The 12,639-nt window shown below is 67.5% G+C and carries 10 protein-coding genes and 2 pseudogenes; 5 read left to right on the forward strand and 7 right to left on the reverse strand.

What is annotated here, in order from left to right:
• Window positions 1-26: 26 nt before the first annotated feature.
• The gene (locus H9L16_RS08160; protein ID WP_187551246.1) at window positions 27-1,655 is read left to right on the forward strand and encodes an NAD+ synthase; all 1,629 of its coding nucleotides are present in this window, start codon (window positions 27-29) and stop codon (window positions 1,653-1,655) included.
• Window positions 1,656-1,729: 74 nt separating this feature from the next.
• Here H9L16_RS08160 and H9L16_RS08165 read toward each other — a convergent pair whose 3' ends face one another.
• Entirely contained in the window at window positions 1,730-3,157 is a 1,428-nt protein-coding gene (locus H9L16_RS08165) for a vWA domain-containing protein (protein WP_187551248.1), read from the reverse strand.
• A gap of 170 nt (window positions 3,158-3,327) precedes the next feature.
• A complete protein-coding gene (locus H9L16_RS08170; RefSeq protein ID WP_187554113.1) occupies window positions 3,328-4,161 on the reverse strand; it encodes an outer membrane protein assembly factor BamD in 834 nt (277 codons plus the stop codon).
• A 116-nt stretch (window positions 4,162-4,277) separates the two neighbouring features.
• Here H9L16_RS08170 and rluD point away from each other — a divergent pair, with 116 nt between their 5' ends.
• From rluD to H9L16_RS08190, 4 genes and pseudogenes are all read left to right on the forward strand, one after another.
• On the forward strand, window positions 4,278-5,261 hold the full coding sequence (gene rluD, locus H9L16_RS08175) for a 23S rRNA pseudouridine(1911/1915/1917) synthase RluD (protein WP_187551249.1): 984 nt from the start codon (window positions 4,278-4,280) through the stop codon (window positions 5,259-5,261).
• Window positions 5,258-5,991 (forward strand): annotated as a pseudogene (gene pgeF, locus H9L16_RS08180) (peptidoglycan editing factor PgeF). Before rluD ends, pgeF begins: the two are co-directional and overlap by 4 nt.
• Complete coding sequence (locus tag H9L16_RS08185; RefSeq protein ID WP_229796615.1) at window positions 5,988-6,545, forward strand: DUF4166 domain-containing protein; 558 nt, start codon at window positions 5,988-5,990, stop codon at window positions 6,543-6,545. Before pgeF ends, H9L16_RS08185 begins: the two are co-directional and overlap by 4 nt.
• The gene (locus tag H9L16_RS08190) at window positions 6,532-6,957 is read left to right on the forward strand and encodes a thiol-disulfide oxidoreductase DCC family protein (protein WP_187551253.1); all 426 of its coding nucleotides are present in this window, start codon (window positions 6,532-6,534) and stop codon (window positions 6,955-6,957) included. Before H9L16_RS08185 ends, H9L16_RS08190 begins: the two co-directional genes overlap by 14 nt.
• Before the next feature lie 53 nt (window positions 6,958-7,010).
• Here H9L16_RS08190 and otsA read toward each other — a convergent pair whose 3' ends face one another.
• The 5 genes and pseudogenes from otsA to H9L16_RS08215 form a co-directional block, all read right to left on the reverse strand.
• The gene (gene otsA, locus H9L16_RS08195) at window positions 7,011-8,378 is read right to left on the reverse strand and encodes an alpha,alpha-trehalose-phosphate synthase (UDP-forming) (protein WP_187551255.1); all 1,368 of its coding nucleotides are present in this window, start codon (window positions 8,376-8,378) and stop codon (window positions 7,011-7,013) included.
• Window positions 8,375-10,188: pseudogene (locus H9L16_RS08200) on the reverse strand (glycoside hydrolase family 15 protein). Before H9L16_RS08200 ends, otsA begins: the two are co-directional and overlap by 4 nt.
• On the reverse strand, window positions 10,185-10,961 hold the full coding sequence (gene otsB / locus H9L16_RS08205; protein WP_187551258.1) for a trehalose-phosphatase: 777 nt from the start codon (window positions 10,959-10,961) through the stop codon (window positions 10,185-10,187). Before otsB ends, H9L16_RS08200 begins: the two are co-directional and overlap by 4 nt.
• Window positions 10,962-11,035: 74 nt before the next feature.
• Entirely contained in the window at window positions 11,036-11,308 is a 273-nt protein-coding gene (locus H9L16_RS08210; protein ID WP_187551259.1) for a GIY-YIG nuclease family protein, read from the reverse strand.
• Window positions 11,305-12,615 (reverse strand): M20/M25/M40 family metallo-hydrolase, encoded by a 1,311-nt coding sequence (locus tag H9L16_RS08215; protein WP_187551260.1) that lies wholly within the window; start codon window positions 12,613-12,615, stop codon window positions 11,305-11,307. The genes H9L16_RS08210 and H9L16_RS08215 overlap by 4 nt, the downstream gene beginning before the upstream one ends.
• Window positions 12,616-12,639: the final 24 nt, after the last annotated feature.

Here is a 12,639-nt window from a genome sequence, read left to right on the forward strand (position 1 = left end):
GCGACGACGACGGCTAGACTGCACGCATGACCCTACGCATCGCGATGGCGCAGTTCGATTTCCCGGTCGGCGACGTGGCCGGCAACCGCGACAGGATCGCGCGCATGATCACGGAGGCGCGCGACGAACACGGCGCCGACATCGTGCTGTTCCCCGAGCTGGCGCTGTCCGGCTATCCGCCGGAAGACCTGCTGTACCGGCCGTCGTTCCTGCGTGATTGCGAAGCGGCATTGAATGACATCGCGGCGAATGTGCAGGGCATCGTTGCGGTGGTCGGATGGCCGCAGAGCGCCGGCGCGGTGGTCTACAACGCCGCCAGCGTGCTGCGCGATGGTGTCATCGAACAGACCTATCGCAAGCGCGAATTGCCGAACTACGCGGTGTTCGACGAGCGCCGCTATTTCGATGTCGATCCGGATCGCGACGATTGCGTGTTCGAGGTCAATGGCACCCAGGTCGGGCTGGTCATCTGCGAGGACCTGTGGTTTGCAGAACCGATTGCTTCGACGGTGGCCAAGGGCGCACAGCTGGTGCTGGTGCCGAACGCCTCGCCGTTCGAGCGCGACAAGCATGCGCAGCGAGATGAATTGCTCGCGCAGCGCACGCGCGAGACCGGTGCGGCGATTGCGTATCTGAACGTGGTCGGCGGACAGGATGCGCTGGTGTTCGATGGCGCGTCGGTGGTGGCCGATGGCGATGGCAACGTGCATCCGGCCGCGGCGGCGTTCACCGATCAATGGCTGTTGGTCGATTTCGATCCGGCGTCGCGCCGCTTCACTCCGGTGCAGTGGATGGTGGACGGCGACGAAAGCCGCGATGCGCTGGCCTGGCGCGCGGTGGTGCGCGGCACCCGCGACTACTTCGCCAAGAACGGGTTCAAGCATGCCTGGCTTGGGCTGAGCGGCGGCATCGACTCGTCGCTGGTGCTGGCCATCGCGGTCGATGCGCTCGGTGCGGAGAATGTCACCGCGGTGCGCATGCCCTCGCGCTACACAGCCGATCTCTCGAACGACCTGGCGCAGGAACAATGCGACGCGATGGGCGTGACGCTGATCGCGCTGCCCATCGAAAAACCGTTCCAGGGTTACCTGGACACGCTGGCCGAGACCTTCGCCGGCAAGCCGGTCGACACCACCGAGGAAAACCTGCAGTCGCGCACCCGCGGCGCATTCCTGATGGCGCTGAGCAACAAGTTCGGCGGGCTGGTCCTGACCACCGGCAACAAGAGCGAGTACGCGGTCGGCTACGCCACCATCTACGGCGACATGTGCGGCGGCTACGCGCCGATCAAGGACCTGTACAAGACCGAGGTGTTCGCGCTGGCACGCTGGCGCAACACCGTCGGCGACCGGGTGGTGCCGGAGGCGGTGATCGAGCGGCCGCCGTCGGCGGAACTGCGCGACAACCAGAAGGACCAGGATTCGCTGCCGCCGTACGACGTGCTCGACGCGATCCTCTTGCGCCACGTCGACCAGGAGCAGTCGCGCGAGGAGATCGTCGCCGCCGGCTTCGATGCCGCCACCGTCGACAAGGTGCTGAAGCTGGTGCGCATCGGCGAATGGAAGCGGCACCAGGCCGCGCCGGGTCCGAAGGTGAGCCGGCGCGCGTTCGGGCGCGAGCGGCGCTATCCGATCACCAACGGGTATCGCGACTGAGAGGAAAGGGGAAAAGTGGGGTCAGAGTGGCCTTTTCTGCGAAGCGAAAAGGCCACTCTGACCCCACTTTTTGATTACTGCGCGATCCGCGGCTGCCTGGTCGGTCGGCAGACGCCGCGGTCATAGGCGCCAGTGCGGCGCAGGATGTCGTCGGCCTGCGGTTCGATGCGGCGGCCCACCAGCAACGATCCCACCACGCGTTCGATCAGGCCGTCCAGCCGGGTGACCACGTAGCAGGGCACGTCAGGTTCGTCGTGCGGCAGGCCGACGCCGCTGTCGTCGGTGAGGAACAGGTAGCGGCTCTGGGTGACCGCTGCCATCGAGCGCATCAGGTATTGCGCGTCATCGGCCACGCCACTGGCTGCGACCGGCACGATGTGCACGCCGCGCGCACGCAGGGCCAAGGCCTGTTGCCACGCGTCGTCGGCCAGTTCTGCGTGCGGCGGCGCATCCGCGACATGCAGCAGCACTTTGGCCGCATCCGTGCGCCAATCGAAGCGGTTGGCCTCGACGAAGGCACGATCCACCGCTTCGGGATAGTCGCCGCCACCGCCGGCCTGCTGGTCGCCCAGGTGCTCGCGCAGGTCTGCGAGGTTGCGGGTGAACTCGAAACGCCGGATGACGTACTCGTCTCCCTGATCGCGATACACCAGCAGGCCCACACGGATGTCGGTGTCCGTGCGGATGCGCCGCAGCGTGGTCACGATGCTGTCCAGTTCCGCCTGCAGGTAATCCAGTTCATCGCTCATGCTGCCGGTGGTGTCGATGGCCAGCAGGAGGTCGAGTGCCTCTGGAGCGCGACCGGCGATGGGCAGGGTGATGCTGATCGTGCGATCCGCGCCACGCCGCTCGAGGTCCACGCTGCGCTGGATCGGCTGCGATCCACCTGCGTCCACGGCGAGTTGCAGGTGCCCCGCCAATCCGTCCAGTGACGGGAAGAACACCGCCATGCCATTGGCGGCGGTCGGCAAGTGCAGGGTGCGTCCGCGACCGTCGCTGACCGACACATCCGCGAAGGCCACCGGTTGGCCGTTCTTGCCAACCACCCGCACCTGCAGCGGCGAGCGCGTATCCACGAACGGCAGGCCGGTTTGCGTGCGACCTTGCAGATAACGCTCGGCGTAACGTGCGTACTGGCCGGGGTTGAGCAGGTCGTCGTAATCGCCGGCGGTCAGGGTGCCGGACTGCACCTGCTGGCGGGCGTCGCCATGTTCCGGTTCACCGGGTGCGATGGATTTCGCTTCGGCACTGGCGCGAATGCGGCTGCCGCTGACCATCACGCTTTCCAGTCTCGCGCTGCTCGCGGCGGCATCCGCAGCGGGTGCCATCAGCCCGACGGGTGCGGCTGGTGCCGGTGGTGCGGGCGGTGGCATCGCCTCGCGTGCAGCATCGGTCGTGGTCGCCTCTGTGCCGGCAACCGTCTCGCGATGGGCGGCGCAACCCGCGAGCAGCAGGCCGGCGATGGCCAGGGGGAGCAAGCGTGCTTGGAAATGCGTGGTCATCGAGGGCGTCCTCTGCAGTGGCGTTCAACCGGCGAGCCGGGCGTGCCAAGCGGAAACGCGGGACGACCTCAAACGGGGTTGCGACCCATCAAATGAAAAAGGGTGGCGTGATGTTCCGAAGAACCTCACGCCACCCTTGTTGTTCGCTGCACGTGTGCGGCGTTGGCCGGTCAGTTGCCGTTGAGCGGGTTCAGGCGGGCTATGATGCCCTTGCCCTTGGGCCAGTCGCCGGCCAGCCACGGATGCTGCGGGTCGTTCTGCTGCAGCACCCGCTTGGCATCGGCGGCCAGGGTCGCGTTGCCCATCCGCGTGTAGGACTCGGCGAGCAGGGCGACGGCGTCGTTCTGGTATGCGGTCTGCGGGTAGGTTTCCAGCAGATGGGTCGCACGGTCGCTCGCTGATACCCAGGCACCGCGCTGCAGGTAGTACAGGCCGGTGTTGAGCTCGAAGCGGGCGAACTCGTTGCGCAGGAAGATCATGCGCTGGCGGGCGTCGGCGTCGTAGCGGCTGTTCGGATAGCGCGTGGTCACGATGTTGAAGTCGTTATAGGCCTGCTGCGGGGCCTGCAGGTCGCGCGTGCTCATGTCCAGCTTGAACGCCTTGGACAGGAATACCGTGTTGCGGCTCATGTTGCTGAGGCCGCGCAGGTAATAGAGGTAGGCGATGTTCTTGTGGGTCGGATACGTGCGGATGAAGCGGTCGATGGTCGACACCGCTTCGTCGTACTTGCCGGCCTTGTGCTCCGCGTAGGCCTGTTCCATCAATGCCTGTTCGGTGTACGGGCCATACGGGTACTGCGCGATCAGCCGGCCGAAGGTCTCGACCGCAGTGCTCCAGCGGCCCTGCTCCATCGATCCGTGGGCCTTGTCGTAGAGCTGGCTGACCGGCAGGCCCTCGTTCTTGTCCTTGTCCTTGAACATGCCCTTGACGCTGGAACAACCGCTTGCGGCGAGGACCAGGGCGACGAGCAGGGCGGGGCGCAGCAGGGTGGAACGGGCGGGCATGAGCATCGAGTCGGCGCCTGGAGGCACGGAGGCCTGGAGAGGGTGGGATAATACCAGCCCGTTTTGAGTGTCGGGCCGCCGCCGCTGTGCGGCGCCTGAACCGCCAGCCTGATCCCATGACCGAATCCGTAAGCCCCCGCCACGTCATCGTCCCCCAATCCGCAGCCGGCCGCCGGCTGGACGCGGTGCTGGCCGAACTGTTCCCGGAGTATTCGCGCTCGCGGTTGTCGGCATGGATCAAGTCCGGCGATGTCACCGTCGATGGCGCTGCGCCACGTGGTCGCGATCCCGTCCGCGGCGGCGAGGAAATCACCCTCTCCGCGGTGCAGGAAACCCAGACCCACGCGGTCGCCGAGGACATCCCGCTGGACATCCTGTACGAGGACGAGCACGTCTTCGTCCTCGACAAGCCGGCCGGGCTGGTGGTCCATCCCGGCGCAGGCAATCCGACCGGCACCCTGGTCAATGCCCTGCTGAACCGCGATGCCAGCCTGGAATTGTTGCCGCGTGCCGGCATCGTCCATCGCTTGGACAAGGACACCAGCGGGGTCATGGTGGTGGCGCGCACCCTGCCGGCGCATACCTCGCTGGTGGCGCAGCTGTCCGCACGCAATGTCCATCGCCAGTACCTGGCGATCGTCGCCGGTGCGCTGGTATCGGGCGGCAGCGCGCGCACCGGGATCGACCGCCACCCGCGCGACCGCCTGCGCATGGCCGTGCGCGAGGACGGCAAGGACGCAGTGACCCATTACCGCCTGCGCGAACGCTTCCGCAACCACACTGCGCTGGAATGCCGGCTCGAGACCGGCCGCACCCACCAGATCCGCGTGCACATGAACCACCTCAAGCACCCGATCGTCGGCGATCCGTTGTACGGCGGGTCGTTCAAGCTGCCCAAGGCCGCCAGTGACGACTTCATTGCGGCGCTGCGTGGGTTCAAGCGGCAGGCGCTGCATGCGGAAGTGCTGGAATTCACTCATCCGGTGACTGCCGATCCGATCCGTTGCAGTGCGCCGCTGCCCGCGGACATGCAACACCTGCTGCGCCTGCTGCGCGAGGATGCCGCGGCCCACGCGGAGGCGGAGCGCCAGCGTCGATGAGCGCCTGGCTGGACGCCGACTGGCCCGCGCCGCCCGGCGTCCGCGCGCTGACCACCACGCGCCACGGGCTGGGCGTCTCGCAGCCGCCGTTCGATACGTTCAACCTCGGCGCGCGCTGCGGCGATGACCCGGACGCGGTGATCGAGAACCGCCAGCAGTTGGGGCTGCCTTGGACCTGCCCTCGCTACCGCGCTGGCTGCGGCAGGTGCATGGCGTGGAGGTCGCATGCGAGCCAGGCTTCGATGAACCCGAAGCCGATGCCTCCGTCACCACCTCGCCTGGCACCGTCCTGGCCATCCTCACCGCCGACTGCCTGCCGGTGGTGTTCGCGGCACCAGGCGGCGGTGAAATCGCCGCTGCCCACGCGGGCTGGCGCGGGCTGTGCGCGGGCGTGCTGGAAGCGACGGTGGCGGCGATGCGGACACCGGCGGACAAGCTCGTCGCCTGGCTCGGCCCGGCCGCCGGACCGCAGGCCTACGAAATCGGTGAAGAGGTCTTCGCGGCCTTCGTGTCGCGCGATGCCGGTGCCGGCGCAGCGTTCGCGCCGACTCGGCCCGGCCACTGGAAGGTCGATCTGTATGCGTTGGCGCGTCGCCGCCTTGCTGCGGTCGGCGTCACCCAGGTGCATGGCGGTGCGTTCTGCACGATCAGCGATCCGGCGCGGTTTTTTTCCCATCGCCGCGATGGGCGCAGTGGCCGCATCGCCACCGTTGCGTGGATCGAGCGGTGAGCCATCCCGTGCCGCCCACCTTGTTCCAGCAGGCGCTGGGTGCGGCGTTCTTCAAGTTGCCGGCACCGGTGCGCACCCTGCATGCGGTGCGCGGTACCGCGCGCTACGCCGGAATCGCCAGTGTCGAGCGCGGACGCAATCCGCTGGCACGGCTGTGCGCACGCATCGCCGGCTTGCCCGGCGCGATGCAGGACGTGCCGATCACCGTCGAATTCACCGCCGACACGCGCAGCGAAACCTGGCATCGCGATTTCGCCGGCACGCGCATGCACTCGCGGCTGGCATACAAGAATGGCCTGCTCCGCGAGCAGATCGGCCCGCTGCAGTTCCGCCATGCGCTGCTGGCCAATGCCGGTGCGATCTGGTGGCGGGTCGCGGGCGTGCGCGTGTTCGGCGTGCTGCCACTGCCGGCGCGCTGGTTCCGTGGCGTGCGCTGTCGCGAATCCGAGCACGAAGGCCGCTACGAATTCAGCATCGATGCGCGCCTGCCGCTGGTTGGCCGCGTCATCCGCTACCAAGGCTGGCTGCTGCCGGTGGACGATGCCGCAGGCTGAGCCCGGCGGCGCGGTCATCGTGTTCGATGGCGTGTGCGTGCTCTGCAACGGCTGGGTCGGGTTCCTGTTGCGGCACGACCGTCGCGCTCGCTATCGCTACGCCGCGATGCAATCGGATACGGGCCGCGATCTGCTGGCTTCGCATGGGCTGGATCCCGACGACCCGGCCTCGTTCCTGCTGGTCGAACAGGATGTCGGCAACTCGCCGCGCATCTCCACCGATTCCGATGCGATCCGTCGCGTGTTGGCGGGACTGGGTGGCGGTTGGTGCGCGGCGCATGTGATCGCGCTTGTTCCGCGCCGCGTTCGCGATGCGGCGTATCGCTGGCTCGCCCGCAACCGCTACCGCTGGTTCGGACGCAACGAGGCCTGCAGCGTGCCCGCGCCCGAGCATCGCCAGCGCTTCCTCTGAATCCGGCCGCAGGCGATGTGCACGCGTGCCGTCGTCAGCGCGCGCGATATGGATCAGGCGGATTCCAGCGCCTGCAGGTAACCCCGCCGCCACGCATGGATGTCGTATTCCAGCAGTCGCGCCATCATGGCCTGCCAGCGTTCCTTGCGCTCGGCCAGCGGCATTGCGGCAGCGGTGGCGATCGCATCGGCCACGCCATCCACATCATGCGGATTGACCAGCAAGGCTTCCTTCATTTCCAGCGCGGCACCTGCGAGCAGCGACAGGATCAGCACGCCGGGATCGCCCGGATCCTGTGCCGCCACGTACTCCTTGGCCACCAGGTTCATGCCGTCGCGCAGCGGCGTGACCAGGCCGATGCGTGCCATGCGGTAGTAGCCGGTCAGCATCGCGTGCGGGATGTTGCGGTTGACGTAACGCAGTGGCGTCCAGTCGGGTGCGGCGTGGCGGCCGTTGATGTGGCCGGCGATCTGTTCCAGTTGATTGCGCAGGTGCTGGTATTCGTTCACTTCCCCGCGCGAGACCGGCGCGATCTGCAGATACGTCAGGCTGCCTTTCTGCTCCGGATGGCGCTCCAGGTAACGTCCGAACGCCTGGAATCGCTCCGGCAAACCCTTCGAGTAGTCGAGCCGGTCGACGCCGATCGCCAGCATCCGTCGTTCCAGGCTGTTGTGCAGGTTGCGCAAGGCAGACTTGCCGCCAGCCGCGGCCGCCTGCCGCGCGATGTGCGGGGTGTCGATGCTGATCGGGAAGGCAGCGGTGCGGATGCGTCGTCCATCCGCCGCCTCGATGAGGCTGTCGTCCACGATCCTGCCGCCGCCGTACAGCCGCACGTAGGTGCGGAAGCGGTCGTTGTCGCGACTGGTCTGGAACCCGAGCAGATCGTAGGCATACAGGGTGCTGAACAATCGCGCGTGGTCCGGCATCGCCATCAACAGATCGGCGGACGGGAGCGGAACGTGCAGGAAGAAACCGATCCGGCAGGTCACGCCGCGTTCGCGCAACAACGCCGCCAGCGGGATCAGGTGATAGTCGTGGATCCAGACGATGTCGTCTTCCCGCAACTGCGGTGCCAGGGTGTCGGCGAAAAGGGCGTTGACGCGCCGGTAGCCCTCGCGGGTGGCGCGGTCGTAGTCGACCAGGTCCAGGCGGAAATGCAGCAGCGGCCACAGCGTGCGATTCGAGAACCCGTTGTAGTAATCGTCCACGTCGGCCCGGTTGAGGTCGATGGTGACGTAGCGGATCCCGCCGTGCTGCTGTTCGTGGACGTCGCCGCTGTCGCCGCGCACGGTCTTGCCGCTCCAGCCGAACCACACGCCGCCGCGCTCGCCCAGCGCGGCCTGCAGGGCGACCGCCAATCCGCCGGGCAGGCTCTCGCCGGGAATGGCGACGCGATTGGACACCACGACCAGGCGGCTCATGACGCCTCCTGCCAGGAACGCGACAGCCGCATCGCGGCATTGATCAGGCCCACGTGCGAATACGTCTGCGGGAAGTTGCCCCAGCCTTCGCCATCCTCGAAGGCCATGTCCTCCGACAGCAGCCCCAGCCGATTGCGGCGCGCCAGCACGCGTTCGAACAACTCGCGCGCCTCGTCCTTGCGCCCGATCGCGGCCAGCGCGTCGATGTACCAGAACGTGCAGATGGTGAAGCTGGTTTCGGGTGCGCCGAAATCGTCGGGTGCCACGTAGCGGAACACGCCATCGCCGTGCCGCAGTTCGCGGCCGATCGCCTCGACGGTGGCCGCATAGCGCGGATCGTCAGCGGACAGGAAGCCGATATCCGCCAGCAGCAGCAGCGAGGCATCCAGATAGTCGCTCTGGAATGACGCGCTGAAGTGGTTGGCATCCGCCCGCCAGGCGCGTGCCAGGGTGATCGCGTGGATATGGTCGGCGCACTCGCGCCAATGCGCCGCGCGATCGTCCAGGCCGAGTTTCGACGCAATCTTGCCGAGACGGTCGCAGGCCGCCCAGCACATCGCCGCGGTGTAGGTATGCACTTCGGCGCGGCCGCGGAATTCCCACAAGCCCGCATCGGGGACGTCGAACAGGGCGAACGCGTGTTCGCCCAGTGGCTCGAGCCGGGCGAAGGTGCCGGCATCGCCGGGATCGGCCAGGCGCTGGTCGAAGAACAACTGGGTCGATGCCAGCACCACGCTGCCATAGACATCGTGCTGCTTCTGGATCCAGGCCAGGTTGCCGCGACGCACCGGGCCCATGCCGCGGTAGCCGGCCAGCGATGCGACCTCGTGTTCCTCGAGTTGTTCCTCGAAACCGATTCCATACAACGGCTGAAGGCTGCCGTCGTGGGTGGCGATGTTGAAGATGTAGCGCAGGAACTCCTCCATGCTGCGGGTCGCGCCGAGTCGGTTGAGCGCGCGCACCACGAACGCCGCATCGCGCAGCCAGCAATAGCGGTAGTCCCAGTTGCGCGAGGAGCCCGGTGCCTCCGGGATGGAAGTGGTCATCGCCGCGATGATCGCGCCGCTGTCTTCGTACTGGCAGAGCTTGAGCGTGATCGCGCTGCGGATCACCGCGTCCTGCCATTCCAGAGGGATCGACAGATAGCGCACCCATTCGCGCCAGTAATCCAGGGTGCGGCCCAGCGCCTCCTCGACGTAACCATCGATCGAGCGAGCCAGCGTTTCGTCCGGGCCGAGCACCAGATGCATGCGGTGGCCGAGCACGAATGGCAGGCTGTCGCGCAGATAACGCACCGGCACGTCGGTGGTCAGGCGCAGGGTGAACGCCGGCAGCAGCCAGCGAATGTGATTGCTGCCCCAGGTCTGTTCGGGCACGCGCCCCCCCAGTCGGCCAGGGGCCGAGCCAGGACGCGAATGCGCGGATTGCCGGACAGCGGGCTGATCCGCCGGACGATCGAGACCGGACGATAGAAGCGTCCGTTCTGCCGCCAGCGCGGAGCGAAGTCGACGATCTCCAGCGATCCGCCACGCGTGTCGTGGAGCACCGTGCGCAGCACGGCGGTATTGGCGATGTAGGCCTGTTCGGCGTGCGAGAAATCCTCCAGCTCGATGCCGAAATCGCCGCCCTCGTGGTCGCGGGGCGACAGCAGCGCACAGAAGGCGGGGTCGCCGTCGAAGGCGGGCAGGCAGCCCCAGACCACGCGACCATGCGCATCCACCAGCGCGCCGAAACTGCCATTGCCGATGACCCCGAGTTCGAGTCCGAAGTCGGCTTTGCCGTTGTTGGTCGACGCGTGATGCGGGTTCATCGGGCAGGGTCTCCGTCGTCGTGGTCGGTGCCGGGCATGCCCAGCCACGCACGTACATCAGCCGGGTCGAGCAGGCCGAAAGTCGCTGCGCTGTCCGGGCGTTTGCCGACAAGCACGCTGGTGCCGGCACGCGCATTGATCACGCGGAAGCCGGATTCGTCGGTGAGGTCGTCGCCGGCGAAAACCGGATGCCGCCCGGCGAACGGCGCTTCCTCCAGGAAGGCTGCAATCGCACCACCCTTGTCGCCGCCGACCGGCAGTAGTTCAACTACCCGGTCACCGTGCTGCAGCCGATAGCCGACCAACTGCGACAACGCGCTTTCGGCGAATGCGCGCATGGCGTGCTCCGCCTGCGGCGCTGCGCGCCAATGCAAGGCGAATCCGGCACGCTTGTTCTCCACCATCGCACCACGATGATCGATCGCCAGCGTTTCCGCCTCGGCGCAGAGGCGGCGCAACAGCTGGCTTGCGATCGGTGCGCGATGTTCGACATTGCGCGAGCGTCGCTCCAATCCATGCAAGCCGGCGGCCGGCAATCGCAGCGGCCAGAACAGGTCGTCCAATGCCTCCAGCGAGCGGCCACTGACCAGCGCCAGGGCACCGTCCAGTTGCTCCGACAGTGCGTGCAGACGCTCCCTCAATCCGAGCGGGACGATCACCTTGTCGGGTGCGTCGGCGAATTCCAGGAGACAGCCATCCACGTCGAGAAACAAGGCCCAGCCCTGATCGGGCGGACTCGGACGCGGCCGTTGAGGTGCGGACCGTGCGTGCATCGGCGCAGTATGGCCAATGCGGTGTTAGCAGCAGGTTGATGCCGCCTTGCGATGCGGCGTCATCGCCGGAACCGTCATCGATCGAGCATGGGCTGCGGATCGGCCAGCAACCAGTCCAGCTTGCGTGCCTTCGGCTGTCGTTTGAGTTCATGCTCGGCGCGCGAAGCGCTGGCGCGATCCGGGTACGCACGACTGCCGAGCACGCATTCCGGCGGATGTGCACGGGTGTATTTCGCGCCGCGGCCGGACGCATGTTCGCGGAAGCGGCGTTCGATGTCGGTGGTGATGCCGGCATACACGCTGCCACCGCGACAGCGCAGCAGGTACAGGTGCCAGCCTTCGCTCATCGCGGCGTGCGCGACAGCCGGTCGATCAGCACGGCGCTGCGCAGCGCCTGGCGGGGGATGCTGGTGAGGTCGACGCTCTCTCCCTCTGCATGCGAGCCCGAGCCTGCGGCGCCCAGGCCGGCAAGCACGTCGACATCGGCGGCGACGAAGCTGGAATCGGCGGCGCCGCGCTTGGCTGGATCCCATTCGCCCATGGCCGGCAGGCCGAGGTCGGCATTGACCTGGTTGAGCATCGCGAGCAGCGCGCGGTTGCCGTCGGTCGGGGCCATCGGCGGGTAGGAGTCCTCGAACACCAGCGACGCGCCGGTCTTCGGCAGGTGCTGGGCGACGATCGCCTGCATTCGCGTGCGTGCTCGCGCTTCCTGCTCTGGCGTCAGCGTGCGCAGGTCGCCGCGCGCCACGGCGCGCTCGGCGATGATGTTGGTCTTGCCCGAGGCGCTGCCGCGCGCACCGCCCGCGTCCAGCGTTGCGGGCGTGCCGCCGACCATCAGGCCGACGTTGAAAGTGACATTCGGCTCCGGGAGTTCGCGCCGGAAGGTGTCGAGGATGCGCACCAGCTCGTAGTTCGCGCCGTAACCGAGTCCATCGCCGAACACGCCACTGGAATGCCCGGTCATGCCTGTGGTGGTCATCTCCCAGTCGGTCACCCCACGGCGCGCCACCGTCGCGAAGTCCTGGCCGCCGTCGACGATCAGGCCTTCGTATTCGAGGGCGACGTCCGCCCATTTCCCGGCCGCGACCAGGTTGGCGCGCGCAGCGTCGAGCGGCGTGCCGGCCGATTCCTCGTCGCCGGTCAGCACGACCTTGATGTCGGCGTCGCGCAGGGTGCCGGTGGCATGCATCGCGCGCAACGCGCTGACGATGATCACCACGCCGCCCTTGTCGTCGCCGATGCCGGGGCCAGTCGCGTTGTCGCCATTGCGGACGAAGCGCTGGAACGTGGAGTCCGGTTCGAACACGGTGTCCAGGTGGCCGATCAACAGCAGGCGCTTGCCGCGGCCCTTACCCGTATGCGTCGCGACCAGATGACCCGCGCGTCCGGTTGCGCGCATGTCGATCCACTGCACGTCGAAGCCGAGCGGTTCCAGTTCGGCGCGGACCATCTCGCCGACCGCGGTGACGCCGGCAATGTTGAGCGAGCCCGAGTTCTGGTTGACCAGCCGCTCCAGCAAGGCGATCGCATGCGGCTGGTCGGCCTGGATGGAGTCGCGCAGCCGTTGCTCGGTCGCGGAGGGCGTGGCGGCGAGGCAGGGTGCTGCGGACAGGGCCAGCAGCAGGCCGCAGGCGAGCGTGTGGAAACGAGTCATCGAGCGGGCTCCGCAAAAGGCATG

Origin of the sequence: Thermomonas carbonis, from assembly GCF_014396975.1 — a bacterium.
Taxonomy (GTDB): Bacteria; Pseudomonadota; Gammaproteobacteria; order Xanthomonadales; family Xanthomonadaceae; genus Thermomonas; species Thermomonas carbonis.

Excerpts from the sequence above, each read along its gene's own strand:
- H9L16_RS08160 (WP_187551246.1), top strand. The coding sequence starts at position 27 with ATGACCCTACGCATCGCGATGGCGCAGTTCGATTTCCCGGTCGGCGAC.
- H9L16_RS08165 (WP_187551248.1), bottom strand. The coding sequence starts at position 3,157 with ATGACCACGCATTTCCAAGCACGCTTGCTCCCCCTGGCCATCGCCGGC.
- H9L16_RS08170 (WP_187554113.1), bottom strand. The coding sequence starts at position 4,161 with ATGCCCGCCCGTTCCACCCTGCTGCGCCCCGCCCTGCTCGTCGCCCTG.
- rluD (WP_187551249.1), top strand. The coding sequence starts at position 4,278 with ATGACCGAATCCGTAAGCCCCCGCCACGTCATCGTCCCCCAATCCGCA.
- H9L16_RS08190 (WP_187551253.1), top strand. The coding sequence starts at position 6,532 with ATGCCGCAGGCTGAGCCCGGCGGCGCGGTCATCGTGTTCGATGGCGTG.
- otsA (WP_187551255.1), bottom strand. The coding sequence starts at position 8,378 with ATGAGCCGCCTGGTCGTGGTGTCCAATCGCGTCGCCATTCCCGGCGAG.
- otsB (WP_187551258.1), bottom strand. The coding sequence starts at position 10,961 with ATGCACGCACGGTCCGCACCTCAACGGCCGCGTCCGAGTCCGCCCGAT.
- H9L16_RS08210 (WP_187551259.1), bottom strand. The coding sequence starts at position 11,308 with ATGAGCGAAGGCTGGCACCTGTACCTGCTGCGCTGTCGCGGTGGCAGC.
- H9L16_RS08215 (WP_187551260.1), bottom strand. The coding sequence starts at position 12,615 with ATGACTCGTTTCCACACGCTCGCCTGCGGCCTGCTGCTGGCCCTGTCC.